The following is a 19,304-nucleotide window of genomic DNA, read 5'->3' as shown; positions in this document are numbered from 1 at the left end:
TTTTTTAATATTGATCGTAAAAGCCTGCATATACAACCCAACTCTACTATGCTACAACGTGTCTTTACCCTTATTGTAGCCCTATTTTTTATTACAGTTTTTTCGCTTAGGGCCCAGGAAAATGAGAGTTCACTCATAAGAGCTAAAATAAAACATGGCTCTTTGTTATTAGGCGGTAACCTCCAGGGGAGTTACAAGGTCACTTCCAGTGAACTAAACAATACTGGCCAGGAAATTACGGGTCGCCGGATAGATTTTAACCTGCGAAGTAAGAATGGCTATTTTGTGCGTGAAGACTTAGCTGTTGGCCTTGATCTTAGTGTGCTTCACCAGAGTAACAAGATTACTGATGCGACAGATAGTGATCGGGAGCCAAGTAGAGAAACCTTCATTTTGGCTGGTCCTTTTATCCGATACTACATGCTTAACGGTGTTTTTGGTGAGGTGACCATGCTGGCGGGGCTAAATAATTTTAACGATGTAAACCGCAAGTACAAGGCATTAGAAGGCGGAGTAGGCCTCGGGTATGCGTTTTTCATCAACAAGCAATTTTCCCTGGAGCCGGTGCTTTCTGTTCGTTACTTCCGCAAAGTAGACAGAGATGGACGAGCTTACACGGAATTAGGCCCTATGATTGGCTTTGGATTGCAGGCTTATTTACTGCGCCAGAAATCGCATGTGATTAAACGCGCCCTCTAAGATTCTGTTTTTACTGAGAATACACTATATTTGAAATGCTAATCCATTTTCTCGTCTTGAGTCATGGATTAGCATTTTTTTATAGCCTATTATATGTTAGCAAAAGCAATCTCAAAACTCCTCTTCAAAATTGCAGGCTGGAAACTAAACGGGAACCTGGCTCCAGACCAACGCCGATGCGTGATGGTAGCCGCACCACATACCAGTAACTGGGATTTTATTTTCGCCCGTGCCGCGTTTTACATGATGGAGGCGCCTATTCGTTTTACGATCAAAAAGGAATTCATGAAATTCCCTTTTGGTGGTCTTCTCAAATCGATGGGCGCTTTGCCTATTGACCGTTCAAAGAACACACGTATGGTAGACGCCATGATCAAGATCATCAAGGAAACACCTGGCGATATGTGTGTGCTCGTAACACCGGAAGGCACCCGCAAATACCAACCGCGCTGGCGACTAGGCTTCTATCATGTTGCTGTAGGTGCCGGTGTACCCATCGTGTTAGGCTATGTCGACTATGCTAAGAAGGAAGCAGGTATAGGACCGTCTATTTACCCAACGGGAGATATAGAAGCAGATCTGGAAAAGATTAAGGCTTTTTACCGCACCAAACAGGGCAAATTTCCTGAAAATGGTGTGCTGTAATGTGTTGAGTTGCATTAAGCTGAATTTCAAATGAACATAGAAAATCTAAGAACCTTTTGTCTGGGCCTGAAAGGTGTAACGGAAGATGTGAAGTGGGGAAATGACCTATGCTTTCTGGTTGGTGGCAAAATGTTTTGTGTCACGAACCTGGAAGGCGCTCCGAGTGTGTCTTTCAAAGTATCTGATGCAGATTTTGATGAACTTTCGACTTCTATAGGTATAATTCCCGCCCCCTATATGGCCCGTAACAAGTGGGTGCAGGTACAGTCCTGGGAGAGACTTAGTGTGCAGGAGTGGGAAACTTATGTTAAACAGTCATATGAAATGGTGAGGTCAAAACTCACAAAGAAGCTGCAGAAAGAAATTGAAGCTTAACAGCAGTAATTTCAATCCATTTATAAAGCAGAAGAGCCGCTGATAATCAGCGGCTCTTCTGCTTTACGTACGGTGGTTTTTTAGGCGATCTGTCTTAGATCCACTGGTATAACCCGTGATATACCTGCCTCAATCATGGTGATGCCATACATCACATCTGTGGAAGCCATTGTGCGCTTGTTATGGGTTACTACAATGAACTGCGACTCGTTGGAGAAGGTCCGGATGATGTTGTTGAACTTGTCAATATTGGCATCATCCAGCGGTGCATCTACTTCATCGAAGATACAGAAAGGAGCTGGCTTGAGCAGATAAATGGCAAAGAGAAGGGAGATAGCCGTCAACGTCTTCTCACCACCTGACAACTGGTTGATGGTCAGCGGTCGCTTGCCTTTCGGTTGTGCCATGATCTCAATGCGAGAGTCCAGGGGGTTCTTTGGATCCGTAAGTACCAGGTCACAGTTATCTTCTTCCGTAAACAGGCTGCGGAACACCCGGATGAAGTTCTGCTTGATCTCGTTGAACGAAGACAGGAACTTCTCCTTCGCTACAGTATCGATTTCGTTGATGGTATCGATCAGGGCATTTTTGGCATTCACCAGGTCGTCACGTTGCTCTGTGATAAATCTGTTTCGCTCTTCGATCTCGACATAGCCTCTGCTGCCATGGCATTCACAGGTCCCATTCTGTCGAGCGATGACTTAATTTCAGAGATGTTCTTGTTCAGTTCCTCATTGCTCAGCTGGAACAGGCCATCATGCTCCATTTCAGGTATAGGCTGCTTAAGTTCTTCGGTGGCAATGTTGAATTCTGCTCCCAATCGCTCCTGCACCGATACAAGCTTGATGCGTGTATCATTGATGGTCTGCTGCATGCGCATCAGTAGCTCGTCTGCGTTCTGGCGCTTGCGTTGTAGCTCCCGTATGGTCTTATCTTTCTCGTCCAGATCGCCGCGCAGACTGAAGTATTTCTTCTCTACGGCATCCAGTTCGTAACCAAATTCACGGCGGGCTTCTACCATGGTCTGCACCAGTGCCTCGTTCTCTTCAATGAAATCAGTCGCTTCAACTGTTTCTTCTTCGGATTTTTGGAGTTCCTGACGTAGGCCGGCTATGCGTTCCTGGTTGGTCTCCACAGTTTTCTGCTTGTAGCTGATTTCCTGTTGCAGCGATCCGAAGCGGTTTTTGAGCTGGTGGAACTGGATGTTCTCCTGGTTATACATACCTGAGATCACCATGATCTGCTCTTGCTGCTGGTTGATCTGAGAATTCAGTACTGCCAAGCGCTCCTCCAGCTGCTTCAGCTCCTGCATGTCTTCCTCCGCCTGCGGCGACACCTGCTGGCTTTGTACATACAGGTCATCAAGACGCTGCTGCAGTTCCTGCTGCTTCTGATCGGAGTTTTTACGGTTCTGCTGGTGCTGTTCGTTCTTGATGCGAACTGTGAGCAAATCCTGTTGGAGTTTGGCAACCTCTTTTTCCAGCTGCTTGATCACATCTTTCTGCGACTCACTCCGGTAGTTGAGCAGGATCTGCTGCTGTGCGTTGATGCGGCTCTGCATTAGCTCCACTTCCTGCTGCAGTTGTTCCAACTCTTCTGCCAGTTGCTCCAGGTTTTGCTTACGGCCTAAGCGACTGCCGTCGAACAGACCTACCGATCCACCTGACAAGCTCAATGGCTTCTTGATGGCAGATCCGTCTTTCAGGATGATCGTGCGGTAATCCTCTGCTGAGAAGTCCTCCTCGGATTCGTCGCTAATATATACATTGCGCAGTATGTACTTGAGCAGGCTGCTATATTTTTTGTCAGCTTTCGTCACCTCAAAGGCTGCTTTCAGAGCTCCGTCACTAAAGGTAGCAGTTGGCTCCAGTTCTTCGATCTCGGTAAGGATGATAAAGTTTGCGCGTCCTTTGTTGTGCTGCTTGAGCAGGGCAATAGCCTCCACAGCGTCCTGGAGTTCTTCAACTACAAAGAAGTTCATGTAAGGCTCCAGGTGGCTTTCGATAAGGGACTTATAATCAGGCTCACACACAATGATATCCGATAGGAGAGGAGCCGGTTTGCTCCAGTCATCAGACTGTGCCAGGTATTTGATCGCCTCCGGAAAACCTTCCATGTTCTCGACCAGCGATTTGGTCAGGTTGTACTGGTTCTGACGAGCGTCACGCTTGCGGTTAAGTACCACCAACTGCTCTTTCAGCCCCTCTATGTCAGTTTCTGTTTTCTCGATATTGTGCAGCAGCGACTCTTCCTTGGCCTGCAGACTCACAAGGGTAGAGGTCTTTTCCTCAAGTTCAGCCTGTGCCTCCTGTAATTGTTCCTGCAGCACAGCGGCGTCTTCTTCAGCAGTAAGTTGTTGCTGACGTAGCTGCTCCAGATCCTGCGTCAGGTTCTGAATCTGTACCTGGCTGATTTCAAGCGATTTGTTCAGTTGAAAAACTGCATTCTGTTTACTGCGCTGTTCCTGGGTCAGTTCCTGAAATGCCTCCTGTAGACTCAATTTTTGTTCATTGGCTTCCTGCAGTTGCTCTTTTAAGGTATTCACCTGCTCTTCGGCACCTGCAAAGCTGTCTTGTACCTGTATCAGTTCATCGCGCAGCTCTACGATGCTTTCCTGGGTATGCTCCAGATTGGCCGTGTCCTGACTGATCTGCTGGCGCAGCTGCGTCATGCGTTCCTTGAGGAAGTTGCTGCGTTCAGATTTGAGTTTTATATCATTTTCCAGCTGGCGCAGTTTGGCCGTTTGAACCTGCATGGTTTTCTGCATCTCGGCCAGTTGCTCCTGCGTCAGGTTCAGTTCCGCTTTCTGGTCGGCTATGGCATCTTCAGCTTCTGTTACAGCCAGCACATAACTCTCTTTCAACTCCGTTTCACGCTGTACATCCTGGTCCAGGCGCTCCAGTGTCTGCTGGTACTGGTTGATGTTGCGGCGCGCATATTCCAGGCTGAATTTTTTATAGTCATCCTTTAATTGGAAGTACTTAATTGCCTGTTTTGCCTGACGTTCCAGCGTTTTCATATTCTTGCCAATCTCGAAAAGCACGTCTTCCACCCGCTCGAGGTCAGCATCTGTTTCTTCTAGCTTCTTAAGCGTCTGTTTCTTGCGCACCCGGAATTTAGAGATACCAGCAGCCTCTTCAAACAGCAAGCGGCGGGAGTTCTCCTTATCGTTCAGGATCTCGTCCACCATCTTTAACTCGATGATAGCGTAGCTGTCAGAGCCTATACCTGTGTCGAGGAAGAGTTCGTTGATGTCTTTGAGGCGGCAGGTCACGCCATTGAGCATATACTCACTGTCGCCGTTGCGATAATACTTGCGGGTAACGGTTACCTGGGAGTACTCCGTAGGGAGGATGCCCTTGTTGTTGTCGAAGGTGATGGATACTTCGGCCATCTGCACCGGCTTGCGGGTTTTGGAGCCATTGAAGATGACGTTCTCCATTTTATCCGAGCGCAGGTTGCGGGTCTTCTGCTCTCCTAACACCCAGCGTATGGCATCCACGATGTTGGACTTGCCGCAGCCATTTGGCCCAACTATACCTGTGATACCTTCATCAAAATTAATGACGACACGGTCGCCAAAGCTCTTGAATCCTTTAATCTCTAATCTTGATACTTGCATTCGCGTCAGCGGAATCTATTCAAACCAAACTCAAAAATAAGACTAATTTGTTTACCATGGCGCAAGGGAACAGTATAAATATGCAGGAAGTATGCAGACGGAATACTTTATTTCTGCTATATTTGATAAGAGACTGACAGCATGGAAGATTTTAAACTGATCCTATACATACTGGCCATTGTGGCTTATTTCATCTACACGGCCTGGCGCAAAGCCTTCAACACGCCGGACGATGATGGCAGGCCGCCTGCCCCCCAGGAACGATCGCCACAGGAGCGTCAGGCTCCTCGACCCATACCTACAGCACAAACACAGCCCCGCCAGCAGCGCCCATCAGCTCCTGCTACTTCGTTTGAGGATATTCTGCGGGAGATGCAGAGCAAAATGGAGCGTGCCAATGAGCAGAACAGAGCACCTGTAGAGAAGCCGAAGCCAGTGCTGCAGCCAGTTTTGCAGCCTACTGCCAAGGAACAGAAGCCACCGCGAGCATTATCATTAGAAAATCCGGAGCAAGCCCGACTTTACAACCAGCAGAGGAAGGAGCGCATTGCAGCCGCAGATGCTTTGTATGAAGCCAAGAAGCAGGAGCGGATAGCGGTACCTAATGTGTATGCTCAACTGCTGCACAATCCGCAGTCCGTTCGTCAGGCGTTTATTCTTTCTGAGATATTCAACCGGAAGCAGTACTAGTGCTTACTTAAGCTATAAAGTAGGATTGTAATTCACACTTACTACTTATTAAGCTAAAACCGATAAGCTAGGCTATACCTATAGGAATACCCTACAAGTACTGTGTGAGGGCATAGGCCAGAATGTTGGCTCCCATCTGCAGCGCTTCCTGTCTTTTATTTTCTGGATCATTGTGTACCTCAGCATCCTCCCAGCCGTTTCCTAAGTCTGTTTCGTAACTGTAAAAGCACACCAACCTGCCCTTGTGGATGATACCGAAGCCCTGTGGTGGCTTGTTGTCATGCTCGTGAATCTTTGGTAAGCCGTTCTTGAAAATATATTTCTGACTGTAGATCGGGTGATCAAAAGGCAGCTCTACGAACTCATACTCCGGAAACACTTTCTTCATTTCTTTGCGGATGTACTGGTCCAGGCCATAATTGTCATCGATATGCAGGAAGCCTCCGCTGGTCAGGTAGTTGCGCAGGTTCTGTGCTTCGGCATCTGAGAAAACTACGTTCCCGTGGCCTGTCATGTGCACAAAAGGATAGGTGAATAACTCGGGGCTCCCGACTTCCACTATACCTTCTTCTGGCGCGATGTTCATGTTCAGATTCTGATTGCAGAACCTGATCAGGTTTGGCAAAGAGGTTTTGTTTGCATACCAGTCTCCGCCGCCGTTATACTTGAGCTTGGCTATCTTAAAGCTGTACTTTTGCTGTGCGCCCAGTGAGCCACAAAGCAGGACAAGGTATAGGAAGAGGAGGGTGCGCTTCATGTATAGGTTTTCTTGAGTTTATAACGGGGCGTAAATATCGTGTAGTACGTGTAACGTATGGCAAGCGACCAAAGCGGCCGTTTCGGTCCTCAACCTGCTCTGCCCCAGTGTAACAGGCCTTATACCCAGATCATAGGCAGCCTTTATTTCCTTAGGCGAGAAGTCTCCTTCCGGACCAATTAGTATGCAATGCTGTCTGTCTGGTCTGTAGTAGTCCCTGATAGATTTGGTAGCATCGTCTTCCAGGTGTGCTATAAAGGTATCTTCCGGTATGCAGGATTTGATAAAATGCTGGTATGGCGTCAGCTCGTTCAATAAGGGAAGGTACCCTTTCTGGGACTGCTTCATAGCACTGACCGCTATTTTCTCGATGCGATCTAATCTGAGCTGTTTACGCTCTGAATGCTCACATTCCAGAAAGGTGATGGCGCTAACTCCGATCTCTACGGCTTTCTCTACAAACCACTCGATCCGGTCCATGTTTTTGGTAGGTGCCACGGCGATGTGCACATAGTAGGGGAGTTTGCCATACTCGAGCTGCTTGTCTATTATCTGCAGCTGACAGCGCTTTTGGTGCGCATCCTGAATAATGGCTGTGTACATGCCCCCTCGTCCGTCTACCAGGTATACCGTATCCCCCTGATGAAGCCGCAGCACACGCGTGCAATGCTTTGATTCATCTTCAGCCAGGGTATAGATTTCGGAATTGATGTCAGGGGTATAGAATAAGTGCACGGTATATTCAGTTGATTTCGATGCCAGATAAAGGTATACGAATGTAGCTAATTTTATAACAAGGAAACAGCTCCATTTTCATAAAAAAAGCCTTTCCGCTTTAGCAGAAAGGCTTTTTTTATATTACTGAGACAAATTAGTCGATAGACACTTCCACCTGGGGTGCACCGGCCATGATGTCTTCACTAGCAAAGTCAGCGTACTTGCTGAAGTTTTTCACAAACTTAGCAGCCAGGTCAGTTGCCTTCGCGTCATACTCTTCTTTGTTAGCCCAGGTATTACGAGGGTTCAATACTTCGTCTGGAACGTTAGGGCAGGTGTTCGGCATTTCAACGCCAAACACAGGGTGCTTCGTGTACTCCACGTTATCCAGCTCACCGTTTAGGGCAGCTGTGATCATTGCACGTGTATAAGGCAGTTTCATGCGTGAGCCTACACCATATGGACCACCAGTCCAGCCAGTGTTCACGAGCCATACATTCACGTTGTTCTCGTTCATTTTCTGGCCCAGCATCTCAGCATACTTGGTCGGGTGCAGCGGCAGGAAGGCTGCTCCAAAGCAGGCGGAGAAAGTAGTTTGTGGCTCTGTCACGCCAACCTCAGTACCGGCCACTTTGGCTGTATAACCAGAAATGAAGTGGTACATCGCCTGGCTGGTGTTCAGCTTAGAGATTGGAGGCAATACACCGAAAGCATCTGCTGTCAGGAAGAAGATGTTTTTCGGGATATCCGCTCTGGATGGCTCGATCGCATTGTCGATATGGTGGATTGGGTAAGCGGTGCGCGTATTCTCTGTTACAGAGTTGTTGGTATAGTCAACTGTGCGTGTACCTTCTACAAAGCGCGTGTTCTCCACGATAGCGCCAAACTTGATGGCATCCCAGATCTGTGGCTCTTTTTCACGCGTCAGGTCGATTACCTTGCGTAGCAACCGCCTTCAAAGTTAAACACGCTGTCTGCTGTCCAGCCGTGCTCGTCGTCGCCGATCAGTCCACGGTTCGGGTCAGCTGACAGCGTTGTCTTACCTGTACCTGACAAACCGAAGAAAATAGCCGTGTCACCGTCTTTGCCCACGTTGGCAGAACAGTGCATTGACAAGGTATTCTTTTCCTCAGGCAGGATATAGTTCAGCACGCCGAAGATACCTTTCTTCATCTCACCTGCGTAGCCTGTGCCTCCGATCAGGATGATGTTGCGGGTAAAGTTGATGATGGCGAAGTTAGACTGGCGTGTGCCGTCTACTTCGGGGTCTGCCTCAAACTCAGGGGCACAGATAATCGTGAAGTTGGGATTGTGGTCTTTAAGCTCTTCTTTCTCAAGACGCAGGAACATATTGTTGCAGAAGAGGTTATGCCATGCTTGTGTGTTTACAATGCGCAGGTTCAGACGGTAGTCAGGGTGAGCACCGGCATAAGCATCGCGCACATAAAGTCGACGATCCTTCAGGAAGTCGATCATTTTGTCGTAAAGTTTGTCGAATTTCTCAGGGTCGAATGCAATGTTGATGTCGCCCCACCATACGGTGTTTTCGGTTTTAGCGTCTTTTACCACAAAGCGGTCCTTAGGAGAACGACCTGTGAATTTGCCTGTGTCACACATCAGGGCGCCAGTGTCAGTGAGTACGCCTTCGCCATTTTTCAGAGCCTCTTCCACTAGCTCGGCAGGAGTGAGGTTCCAAAGCACTTCTTTCGCTTCTTTGATGCCCAGGCTCTCCAGACCTACTTTACCTGATTTAATACCAGATTCTTTCATTTGAAAATAAAGGGTTTTAAGTGAACTGTTTGTTTCACAACGGTGCTACAAAAATATAAAATATTAGATATTAAAATAAGATTAGTCGCTATAATTAAAAAAGAGGTCTGCAAATGACGTTGCCCCAAAAAATATTTGTCTGTAAGTGTTTAAACCGATATATTTACCTTCTTTGTATGCTCAACTAAACTAAACAATCAACTAACAAATCCTATGTCTTATAAAGAACATACGCTTACTGACCAGGTAAGTGAGCAAAATGCACCGATTGGCGCTGACCCGACCGGCCCAGAGATGTTCGGGCATCCGAAGGGACTGTTCTACCTTTTCTTTGCCGAGCTCTGGGAGCGCTTTAGCTTTTACGGTATGCGCGCCCTGTTGGTGTTATACATGGTGAACAACCTGTTTGAGTCTTTTGCAAACCGCGATGAGATTGCAATTGGTATCTACGCAGCTTATGGCGCCTTAGTTTATGCTACTCCTGTAATTGGCGGTATGATCGCCGATAAATTAATCGGTTATCGTAAAGCTGTAATGCTGGGTGCCGTTTTGATGGCCTTGGGCCACTTTGCCCTTGCAATAGAGCACCCTATTTTCTTCTACGGTTCCCTTGCCCTTTTGATTGTTGGTAACGGTTTTTTCAAGCCAAATATTTCAACGCTCGTTGGTACGCTTTACAAAGAAGGTGATACCCGTCGCGATGCTGGTTTTACCATTTTCTACATGGGTATCAACATCGGTGCGATGGTGGCGCCACTTGTTTGCGGCTGGCTGGGTATGGAATATGGCTGGCATTACGGCTTCGGCGCTGCCGGTGTCGGTATGTTGCTTGGCTTGATCATGTTCTGGCAGGGAGGACGCAGCGGCGTTTTCGGTAACAACGGTCTTCCACCGGAGCCTGCTGTTATCAAGGAGCGTGTAGCAGGTGTGACGAAAGAGGCATGGGTAACCATCCTGAGTTTCCTGTCGCTGCCTGTTTTCGGTCTCCTGTTATTCAATGGTACACTGCACCTGCCAGGTTTTGGTGAGACGGTTTTCGACGGTTCGATCATGCACATTGTGATGAACTACATCCTGCTTCCAGTTATCACGCTTGTGCTGATTTATAACCTGGTGAAAGTGGACAGCGTAGAGCGTCAGCGCCTATTTGTGGTGATACTACTTACGTTCTTCATTACCGTGTTCTGGTCGTTCTTTGAGCAGGCGGGTTCTTCACTTACCCTGTTTGCGGAGCGTAACGTGAACCTGACGTTCATGAATGCGGCTCAGACCAACTCGATCAACCCATTCTTCATCATCCTGTTTGCACTGCCATTCTCGGCTATGTGGGTATTCCTTTCCAAGCGTCGTGTGAACCCTTTCACGCCAGTAAAGTTTGCCTTAGGTATAGCACAGTTAGGTCTGGGCTTCCTGATCTTCGCATGGAGTGCCAACTATGCCGACGCGGATGGTAAGGTATCTATCTGGTTCCTGATCCTGGGATATATGTTCATCACAACTGGTGAGCTTTTCATATCCCCTGTAGGCCTTTCTAAAGTGACGGAGCTATCTCCTAAGAAGATCGTGGCCTTTATCATGGGTATCTGGTTCCTGTCCTCTTCTTTTGCGCACTACATTGCTGGCCTTATTGCCCAGCTCACCGCGGTAAGTGGTGGTGAGGGCGAAGCTGCCACAGGTATGGCTTCTCTGATGGTTTATACAAGCGTATTTGAGCAGATCGCATACGTTGCCTTTGGCTTCGCGGTGCTTGCTCTGTTGCTGACTCCGATCATGCGTAAGTGGATGCACGGTATTCACTAATCTGCAGAATATAGTATTCAAGAGAGCCCGCACTTTAACTAGTGCGGGCTCTTTGTTTTTATAGTGCAATTTGTGATATTGCGAAAAATTCCTAAAATACGACAAATTGCTTGATATATAGTTATTTACTGGTATTTATGAATTTCAACTTTTAGCTATATTACTATTTTTATGCATTTCTTAGTCAAGCATCTTCTTTCAGCTGCTGTCCTATTGCTTATTACTACCTCATGTGAGGTAGAAACGACTGCCATCACGGAAACGGATTCTCCCACTCCGGAGCCACCAGTCACCACTTATACTATCAAGAAAGGAGAGCACGCCACTAACAGTCAGTTCAGGTTTGTCCAAACCTCCGTCATCCGTTTTGAAGCGGCTTTTGACAGCTCAGCCATTTATACCACGACTATACCCAATAACCAGGCAGACATTAATAAACTGTATGGCTTGTCAGACTGCGATACAGACCACCACACCAACAGTGCTCGTTTTGGATGGCGCTGGTATAATAATCGTCTGGAGATTCACGCTTATACCTATAGCAACAAGCAGCGCAACACAGCCTATATTACTTCGGTACAACCCGGCCAGTCGAACAGGTATGAATTAGAAATGGGAGAGAAGGAGTATACCTTCAAGGTAAATGACAGGCAAATCACACTGCCGCGTTACTGCGCTACAGCTACCAATCACTACCAGCTTTACCCATACTTTGGGGGCGATGAAACGGCACCACACGATATCATAATCAAAATCAGAGAGCTGTAGGCAGACATTCCATTATACCTAAAAAACACAAAGCCCCGGACCAAAAGGCCCGGGGCTTTATTATTATCAGACTATGAGAGTCGATTACATCATGCCGCCCATTCCGCCCATGCCACCTGGCATGCCGGCAGGAGCACCACCTTCTTCAGAAGGCTCTTCTGATACTACACACTCAGTAGTAAGCAGCAGACCAGCGATAGAAGCAGCGTTCTCAAGCGCCAGACGAGTAACTTTCGTTGGGTCGATGATACCGGCCGCAAACATGTTCTCGTACTTGTCGTCACGGGCATTGTAGCCATAGTCAGCCTTGCCTTCGCGAACTGCCTGTACCACTACAGAACCTTCGCCACCTGCGTTGGCTACAATCGTACGAAGCGGAGACTCAAGTGCAGTTTTAATGATGCTTACACCTGTCTGCTCGTCAGCATTGTACACGTCTACGTTGTTGAGGGCATCCAGGGCACGGATCAGGCTACGCCACCACCTGCTACGATACCTTCTTCAACGGCAGCTCTTGTTGCGTGGAGCGCATCGTCTACACGGTCTTTCTTCTCTTTCATCTCTACTTCAGTAGAAGCACCGATGTAAAGGATAGCTACACCGCCAGACAGTTTAGCCAGACGCTCCTGCAGTTTCTCTTTGTCGTAGTCAGATGTAGTAGTCTCCATCTGCGCTTTGATCTGGTTTACGCGAGCGACGATATCATCTTTCTGGCCAGCACCATTTACAATGGTTGTGTTGTCTTTGTCGATGATCACTTTTTCAGCCTGACCTAAGTAGTCAAGTGTCGCGTTCTCCAGTTTATAACCGCGCTCTTCAGAGATCACAGTACCACCAGTCAGGATAGCGATGTCTTCCAGCATGGCTTTTCTGCGGTCACCGAAGCCAGGAGCTTTCACAGCAGCGATCTTCAGGGAGCCACGCAGTTTGTTTACTACCAGTGTAGCAAGCGCTTCGCCGTCCACATCCTCAGACACGATCACAAGACCTTTACCAGTCTGTACCACCTGCTCCAATACTGGAAGCAATTCTTTCATGGTAGAAACTTTCTTGTCGTAGATCAGGATGTAAGGGTTGTCGAACTCCGCTTCCATTTTCTCTGGGTTAGTCACGAAGTAAGGAGACAAGTAACCACGGTCAAACTGCATACCTTCAACAGTTTTCACCTCAGTTTCTGTACCCTTTGCTTCTTCCACAGTGATCACACCGTCTTTACCAACCTTGTCCATCGCATCAGCGATCATTTTACCGATCTCGGAGTCATTGTTGGCAGAAATAGTACCTACCTGGGCGATCTCAGAAGAGTTTTCGATTTTCTTAGACTGTGTACGCAGGTTCTCAACAACAGCGTGAACCGCCTTGTCGATACCACGCTTCAGGTCCATTGGGTTAGCACCTGCGGCTACGTTTTTGATACCGGCTGTGTAAATAGCCTGGGCCAGCACAGTGGCAGTAGTCGTACCGTCGCCAGCCTGGTCAGCTGTTTTAGAGGCAACCTCTTTTACCAGCTGAGCGCCCATGTTCTCGATCGCGTCTTTCAGCTCAATCTCTTTCGCTACAGATACACCGTCTTTTGTGATCGTAGGGGCACCAAATTTCTTATCGATGATTACGTTGCGGCCTTTAGGACCCAAGGTAACTTTTACAGCATTTGCCAGTTTGTCAACGCCAGACTTAATTTTGTGGCGAGCGTCAGCATCAAATGTGATGTTCTTAGCCATAGTTATATCTCTTTGGTTTTGGTTAAATGGAATAGATTAAAGGATAGCCAGGATATCTGACTCACGCATGATCAGGTAATCGTTGCCGTCAACAGAAATCTCTGTACCTGCATACTTGCCATACAACACCTGGTCGCCAACGGCAACCTGTGGCTTCATCAGAGCGCCTTGCTCAGATACTTTGCCCTCGCCTACAGCCACGATCTCACCGCGCTGTGGTTTCTCTTTAGCAGTGTCCGGAATGATGATGCCAGACTTCGTTTTTTCCTCTGCTGCAGCAGGAGCTACAATCACTCTGTCTGCTAATGGTTTAATGCTGATTGACATAGTTTGTTATGTTTTTAGTTTTTGTGGTTAATGATTTAACGTTGAAACCATACTGTCCCTATCATTTCCTGTGCCAAGGCTGTTTTCCTGCCAATTTGGGTCATTTTAGCAGTTCAAATTAGTTCCCTGTCTGACAAATTTGTCAGGTACTGTCAGTCAGCAGCTATTTGTCAGTTCGTGCTGGTAGGGGAAAGGGCAAAATAAAAAAGCCGGCTTTGAAGGCCGGCTTTCAATTTGTCAGTTCTTTATTACTGTGCAGTGTCTACCATTTCAGGTATCTCACCCGTTCCCGGGATTGACATGTCTTCTTTACCTTCAGCGCCTGGCAGGGCTGGCACTGCCGGAGTACCCATCTGGCGGGCACGCTCTTCGTTTACGCTGCGGATAGTAGATTCAGTATTGGTGTCGATCATCATGTGCGTACCTAGTGTCAGTACAACCAGTGCGATTGCGAAGCCCCAGGTCAGTTTCTCGAGCAGGTCGCCTGTGCGCTTTACACCCATCAGCTGGCTGGCACCGCCACCACCAAACTGGCTTGAAAGTCCGCCTCCCTTAGGATTCTGGGCTAGTACTACTAAAACAAGAAGTACGCAAATGAAAAGAATGATACTGATTAGGGCGATATACATTTTATGTTATGTTTTGTAATTTCTCGATCTGTTCGGCAAAGTAAGACTTTTTTTCCGGATATTTCAAAATAAGCTGTTCATAAATTTTAACAGCCTTTTTAGGCTTTCCTTGTTGGATAAAGATGTTGGCCAGACTTTCAGAAGCCATTCCCTTCTTTATTTTAGAGCTCTTGAGCGACAAATCCTCCTGTGGCTCAGGCTTTAGCTTAAGGTTGGCCATGGTCTTGAGCTTCGGATTCAGCTTGAGAAACTGGTCGATAATGTCAAGCTGCTTGCTGAGCACGTGGGCAGTAGGCTGTATCGCTTTTTCGAGTTCGTGGGTTTTGCTATACTCTAAAATCAGCTCCGGGTGGAAGCTTTGAGGACGTGACCGGGTATAGTCATCCTTCAGCTGCAGCACCTCGCCCATGCGGCTCGAGCCATCCAATAAGCCTAGCGCATCCTCCGCGTACAGGCGGTCTATCTCGTCAAAAGAATAGTTGATCTCGGCATCTTCGGCACTTGCTAGCGCAGGTTCGTCTGCTTCTTCATCAAATATGTCACTGTCAGATTCTGTATTCTCCGCTTCTGATGTGTCAGTATTGAACGAATCGGCCTGGTATGCTTCTGCCTGGGGAACAGGTATAGCCTCTTCCTCCGTTTCAACTTCAATTTCAACATGCTGATCTTCCGCATCGTAAGCCACCAGGTCTGTCTGCTGCGTTTCTTCCAGTTCATGCAGCACTTCAGCAGCTTCTGTCAGATGGGCATGCTCCGTTTCCTGCTCTCCTGCTTCAAGGCTTTCTTCTTCCCGCTGGCTCAGCAGGTCGGTGGAAGAGGAGCTGATGCTGTTAAAGGTGAACAGCAAGGCCAGTTCAGAGTCTATTTCTGCATCAGGCGATTCTGTTTCTGGTTCGGATTCTAGGTATAGACTTTCCTCAACAGGAGCAGGGGCGTATACTTCTTCCAGTGTTTCTTCTGGGGTTGAAGCCTCAGGCTCAGGTATAGCTTCTGATGTTTCAGCATCTTCTGTTACGGCCTCTTCAGCAACAGCTACTGCTGTGTCGTTTTCCTGATCTGTTACTGTATCAGAAATTATAATTTCCGCTTCCTCTTCCAGGGCTGTTTCTTCTGTCTCTTCGGCATAAGCAAGTTCCAGGACAGGAGAGGTATAGATGATGCGCTTCAGGAGCTGGCGGTCTGTTGCGTAGGCAGAAGCACGGCGCAGACGCTGCGTGGAGAGCATGCTGCCTTTGTCATAAGCTGACTTTGCCAGCAGCAGATGGGCCGTCTGGCAATAGGGGAAGTTAGCCGCCACCTGCTCCAGTTCGCTTTGCTGCTGGTCAGAAATGTCGGATACCTGCTTGATCAGTTTAAGAAAGGCAGATTTATTCATGTAAAGGTGATGATGCTATATTATGACTACCAGTTTGCAACCGTCTTGTTAAACACATCAGCCACAAGGCGATCGGTCATGCGGTCAATGGCCGCAGGCGGAATGCTGGTGATGTCCACGTTTTGAGGAAAGTCCTCTGTGATCGTAAACTGCTGATCAAAGTCCTGCTCCGGATCTTTTGCGTTAGTAAAGCGGATCTGGATGCCCATGGTAAGGCGGTTCAGCGTCGCCTGGTCAATGTTGCCGTCCCGTTGCACAGCGGCTGGAGTCAGTGTAAAACTAACAATCTGTCCTTCCAATTGCAAGTCGCCGTCGCGTTGCAATACAGTTAAGTTGGTGTTGCGCTGATAATAGTTTCGGAAACTGTTCGTCACCACCTGTGTCAGGTTAGAAGGACCTTCGCCGGCACTGTTCTCAAAGTTCTGAATCGAAATGGTCCGGATGTCGGGGGAGATGGAAGTGCCCGTAAATGAGTACACCCCGCAGGCGGTGCAGCAAAGTGCCAAAAGAAGGCTCAGGCATATAGTGAGGCCCTTAGTTCTCAATATCATATTGCTTTAGTTTTCGGTAGAGGGTTCTTTCGGAAATGCCCAGGTCATTAGCCGCGTACTTCCGTTTGTTGTTGTGCTTCTTGAGCGCTTTCAGGATCATTTCCTTTTCCATCGACTCCAGCGAAAGGCCTTCGTCCTCGGTTTCATGGGAAATGTCTTCTACTTTTTCCTCGTAGTCTTCGTCATGACGGGACTGCTGCACCGGCAGGTAATAAGGTTCAGGCTGTTCTGTGCCCTTGTAAGGACGCACATGGTGGCCTACCTGCTCTATGTTCTCAAAAAGATGGCTGTGCTCTTTCAGCAGTTCGTTATCACCTGGTTGACGCGTCATGAGCTCGAACACGAGTTTTTTGAGCTCCGATACATCACGGCGCATGTCAAAAAGAACCTTGTAAAGCAGGTCGCGCTCCGAGAAGGACTGGTCTGCACCGGGCTCTTTTGCCAGGAGTGCCGGCACCTGGCTACCACCCTGCTCACGTGGGAGGTAGTGCCGCAGTTTGTTGGCATTCAGTTCACGGTCGTACTCCAGCACCGAGATCTGTTCTACAATATTCTTCAGTTGGCGGATATTGCCCGGAAAGCGAAAGCTCAGAAGCTCCTCCACAGCATCCTGCGTCAAGGTAATGGGTTTGACCCGGTAGCGTTCAGCAAAATCTGAAGCAAACTTTCTGAATAGCAGGTAAATATCCTCACCACGTTCACGTAATGATGGAACTGTGATAGGAACCGTATTGAGACGATAGTAAAGGTCTTCCCGGAAGCGGCCTTTCTCTACTGCATTGATCAGGTTCACGTTGGTAGCGGCAACCACACGCACATCAGTCTTCTGCACTTTGGAAGATCCCACCTTGATAAATTCTCCGTTTTCGAGCACACGCAGCAGGCGGGCCTGCGTACCAAGTGGCATCTCACCGATTTCGTCGAGAAAGATCGTACCGCCGTCTGTTACTTCAAAGTAACCCTTGCGTGTGTCTGTGGCGCCGGTAAAGGATCCTTTTTCGTGACCGAAAAGCTCTGAGTCAATAGTGCCTTCAGGTATAGCGCCGCAGTTGATGGCGATAAACTGCCCATGTTTGCGCGGACTCAGGTGGTGAATGATCTTGGAGAAAGACTCTTTGCCGCTGCCGCTCTCACCTGTGATCAGCACAGTCATATCGGTAGGGGCCACCTGGGCCGCCACCTGTATGGCGTAGTTAAGCAAGGGTGAGTTGCCGATGATGCCAAAGCGCTGTTTTATACTCTGTATATCGATATTGCGCATTATTTTTTTGATTTGAAGATTAGACGAGCTGGAAAAATTCCAACCCTAATCTACCGCTTCGCCGAAGAGTGTGCCTACGGAGCAGTCGTTGACGAATACATTCACATAATCGCCCTTCTTGTAATGCTTCTTGTCGAAGATCACGACTTTGTTCTGGTCGTTGCGTCCGCTCAGCTGTTGAGCTGATTTTTTGGAGAAGCCCTCCACCAGCACGCGGTGCACGCGGCCCACGTCACGCTTGTTCCGGTTCAGAGAGCACTCACGCTGCTTTTCGATGATCTCTGCCAGACGACGCTTCTTCACTTCCAGCGGAATATCGTCTTCCAGTTTGCGGGCAGCCAGTGTGCCTGGGCGCTCTGAGTAGAAGAACATGTATGAGTAGTCGTACTGCACGTAGTCCATCAGCGACAGGGTATCCTGGTGCTCTTCTTCTGTCTCGCTGCAGAAGCCTGCGATCATGTCGGAGGAGATGCCGCAGTCTTCACCCAGTATGGCACGGATAGCGTCTACGCGGTTCAGATACCAGGCACGGTCGTAAGTACGGTTCATCAGCTCCAGTACACGGGAGTTACCGCTCTGGGCAGGCAGGTGTATGTATTTACAGATGTTGTCGTACTTTTTCATGGTATACAACACCTCGTCAGTAATGTCTTTGGGGTGGGAGGTAGAGAAGCGCACACGCAGGGCCGGGCTGAGTTTGGCCACCATTTCCAGCAGCTGCGCAAAGTTTACCTGCTCGGTGCTGTCTTCTGACGCCCATTTATAAGAGTCCACATTTTGTCCCAGCAGCGTCACTTCCTTGTAGCCTGTGCAACCAGTGCCTCGGCTTCCCGCACGATGGAATGCGCATCACGGGAACGCTCACGCCCGCGTGTGAATGGCACCACGCAGAAAGAGCACATGTTGTCGCAGCCACGCATGATGGAGATAAAAGCACTTACCCCGTTGCTGTTCAGACGAATCGGGTTGATGTCGGCGTAGGTTTCCTCACGTGAGAGAAGCACATTAACCGCTTTCTGGCCACCATCCACTTCATTGATCAGGTTGGGCAGGTCGCGATAGGCATCTGGACCAACTACCAGGTCCACGATTTTTTCCTCTTCCAGCAGTGATTTCTTTAAGCGTTCCGCCATACAACCGAGCACGCCAATTACCATAGAAGGTTTTTTCTTCTTGAAGTAATTGATCTGACCCAAGCGATTGCGTACGGTTGTCTCCGCCTTCTCGCGGATGGAGCAGGTGTTGAGGAACACCACATCCGCCTGCTCGATGTGAGCTGTAGTGTCGAAGCCCTGTTCAAACATGATGGACGACACGATCTCGCTGTCTGAGAAGTTCATCTGGCAGCCGTAGCTCTCGATATAAAGTTTGCGGGTCTTGCCGGTATTGGTTTCAGCCGTCACTTTGGTATCGCATGAAGCGGCTGCAGTAGCCTGTTCAGGGGTGCGGTTATCTATAAAATCTAAATCAACGATTGGGTCCATGCTTCAAAAAATCTCTTAGGAGGTGCAAATATACTATAATCCGCTGTAAAACGTGACAGAATGGCAGAGGAATTCTTTAAATCTAATGTGCTTATTCAAGCCCTAAGGCTTTC

15 protein-coding genes and 3 pseudogenes are annotated in these 19,304 nt (G+C 48.3%); 6 read left to right on the top strand and 12 right to left on the bottom strand.

The genetic code is table 11. The features are described from left to right. From O71_RS17025 to O71_RS17015, 3 genes are all read left to right on the top strand, one after another. Nucleotides 1-699: hypothetical protein (locus tag O71_RS17025; RefSeq protein WP_007659303.1), on the top strand; the 699-nt coding region annotated here is incomplete at its 5' end. A gap of 93 nt (nt 700-792) precedes the next feature. Then, on the top strand, nt 793-1,344 hold the full coding sequence (locus tag O71_RS17020) for a 1-acyl-sn-glycerol-3-phosphate acyltransferase (RefSeq protein ID WP_007659301.1): 552 nt from the start codon (nt 793-795) through the stop codon (nt 1,342-1,344). 30 nt (nt 1,345-1,374) lie between these two features. Continuing rightward, the gene (locus O71_RS17015) at nt 1,375-1,719 is read left to right on the top strand and encodes an MmcQ/YjbR family DNA-binding protein (RefSeq protein WP_007659299.1); all 345 of its coding nucleotides are present in this window, start codon (nt 1,375-1,377) and stop codon (nt 1,717-1,719) included. A gap of 80 nt (nt 1,720-1,799) precedes the next feature. On the opposite strand, the gene O71_RS25880 is transcribed toward O71_RS17015, so the two are convergent. Both O71_RS25880 and smc read right to left on the bottom strand, forming a co-directional pair. Continuing rightward, nucleotides 1,800-2,318, bottom strand: a complete 519-nt coding sequence (locus O71_RS25880) for an AAA family ATPase (RefSeq protein ID WP_237717882.1) — start codon at nt 2,316-2,318, stop codon at nt 1,800-1,802. After that, nucleotides 2,315-5,341 carry a chromosome segregation protein SMC gene (gene smc / locus O71_RS17010; protein ID WP_237717881.1) on the bottom strand — a complete coding sequence of 1,009 codons (3,027 nt, stop codon included), beginning with the start codon at nt 5,339-5,341 and terminating at the stop codon, nt 2,315-2,317. The genes O71_RS25880 and smc overlap by 4 nt, the downstream gene beginning before the upstream one ends. A gap of 141 nt (nt 5,342-5,482) precedes the next feature. On the opposite strand from smc, the gene O71_RS17005 reads away from it, so the two are divergent. After that, nucleotides 5,483-6,031, top strand: a complete 549-nt coding sequence (locus O71_RS17005) for a hypothetical protein (RefSeq protein ID WP_007659298.1) — start codon at nt 5,483-5,485, stop codon at nt 6,029-6,031. Between the two features lie 91 nt (nt 6,032-6,122). On the opposite strand, the gene O71_RS17000 is transcribed toward O71_RS17005, so the two are convergent. From O71_RS17000 to pckA, 3 genes and pseudogenes are all read right to left on the bottom strand, one after another. Next, nucleotides 6,123-6,788, bottom strand: a complete 666-nt coding sequence (locus O71_RS17000) for a DUF4159 domain-containing protein (RefSeq protein WP_007659296.1) — start codon at nt 6,786-6,788, stop codon at nt 6,123-6,125. Between the two features lie 18 nt (nt 6,789-6,806). After that, nucleotides 6,807-7,523 (bottom strand): 16S rRNA (uracil(1498)-N(3))-methyltransferase, encoded by a 717-nt coding sequence (locus tag O71_RS16995; protein WP_007659294.1) that lies wholly within the window; start codon nt 7,521-7,523, stop codon nt 6,807-6,809. Between the two features lie 136 nt (nt 7,524-7,659). Next, nucleotides 7,660-9,275: pseudogene (gene pckA, locus O71_RS16990) on the bottom strand (phosphoenolpyruvate carboxykinase (ATP)). Nucleotides 9,276-9,488: 213 nt separating this feature from the next. Between pckA and O71_RS16985 the strand changes: the two are divergent. Both O71_RS16985 and O71_RS16980 read left to right on the top strand, forming a co-directional pair. Then, a complete protein-coding gene (locus O71_RS16985) occupies nt 9,489-11,075 on the top strand; it encodes a peptide MFS transporter (RefSeq protein WP_007659292.1) in 1,587 nt (528 codons plus the stop codon). 213 nt (nt 11,076-11,288) lie between these two features. Then, nucleotides 11,289-11,843 (top strand): hypothetical protein, encoded by a 555-nt coding sequence (locus O71_RS16980; protein ID WP_007659290.1) that lies wholly within the window; start codon nt 11,289-11,291, stop codon nt 11,841-11,843. Between the two features lie 84 nt (nt 11,844-11,927). On the opposite strand, the pseudogene groL reads toward O71_RS16980, so the two are convergent. The 7 genes and pseudogenes from groL to miaB form a co-directional block, all read right to left on the bottom strand. After that, nucleotides 11,928-13,564 (bottom strand): annotated as a pseudogene (gene groL / locus O71_RS16975) (chaperonin GroEL). Between the two features lie 36 nt (nt 13,565-13,600). Continuing rightward, nucleotides 13,601-13,891, bottom strand: coding sequence for a co-chaperone GroES (groES, locus tag O71_RS16970; RefSeq protein WP_007659288.1), 291 nt, complete (start codon nt 13,889-13,891; stop codon nt 13,601-13,603). 248 nt (nt 13,892-14,139) lie between these two features. After that, nucleotides 14,140-14,520 (bottom strand): preprotein translocase subunit SecG, encoded by a 381-nt coding sequence (secG, locus tag O71_RS16965; RefSeq protein ID WP_007659286.1) that lies wholly within the window; start codon nt 14,518-14,520, stop codon nt 14,140-14,142. 1 nt (nt 14,521) lies between these two features. After that, nucleotides 14,522-15,895, bottom strand: coding sequence for a hypothetical protein (locus O71_RS16960; protein ID WP_007659284.1), 1,374 nt, complete (start codon nt 15,893-15,895; stop codon nt 14,522-14,524). 26 nt (nt 15,896-15,921) lie between these two features. Beyond that, on the bottom strand, nt 15,922-16,374 hold the full coding sequence (locus O71_RS16955; RefSeq protein WP_007659282.1) for an LptE family protein: 453 nt from the start codon (nt 16,372-16,374) through the stop codon (nt 15,922-15,924). A gap of 55 nt (nt 16,375-16,429) precedes the next feature. Next, nucleotides 16,430-17,707, bottom strand: coding sequence for a sigma-54-dependent Fis family transcriptional regulator (locus tag O71_RS16950; protein WP_007659280.1), 1,278 nt, complete (start codon nt 17,705-17,707; stop codon nt 16,430-16,432). Nucleotides 17,708-17,752: 45 nt separating this feature from the next. Further along, nucleotides 17,753-19,191 (bottom strand): annotated as a pseudogene (miaB, locus tag O71_RS16945) (tRNA (N6-isopentenyl adenosine(37)-C2)-methylthiotransferase MiaB). Between the last annotated feature and the right edge of the window lie 113 nt (nt 19,192-19,304).

Origin of the sequence: Pontibacter sp. BAB1700 (assembly GCF_000277005.1) — a bacterium.
Taxonomy (GTDB): Bacteria; Bacteroidota; Bacteroidia; order Cytophagales; family Hymenobacteraceae; genus Pontibacter; species Pontibacter lucknowensis.
Note: the sequence above shows the minus strand (reverse complement) of the source record. Positions and strands in the feature narration are given on the sequence as shown.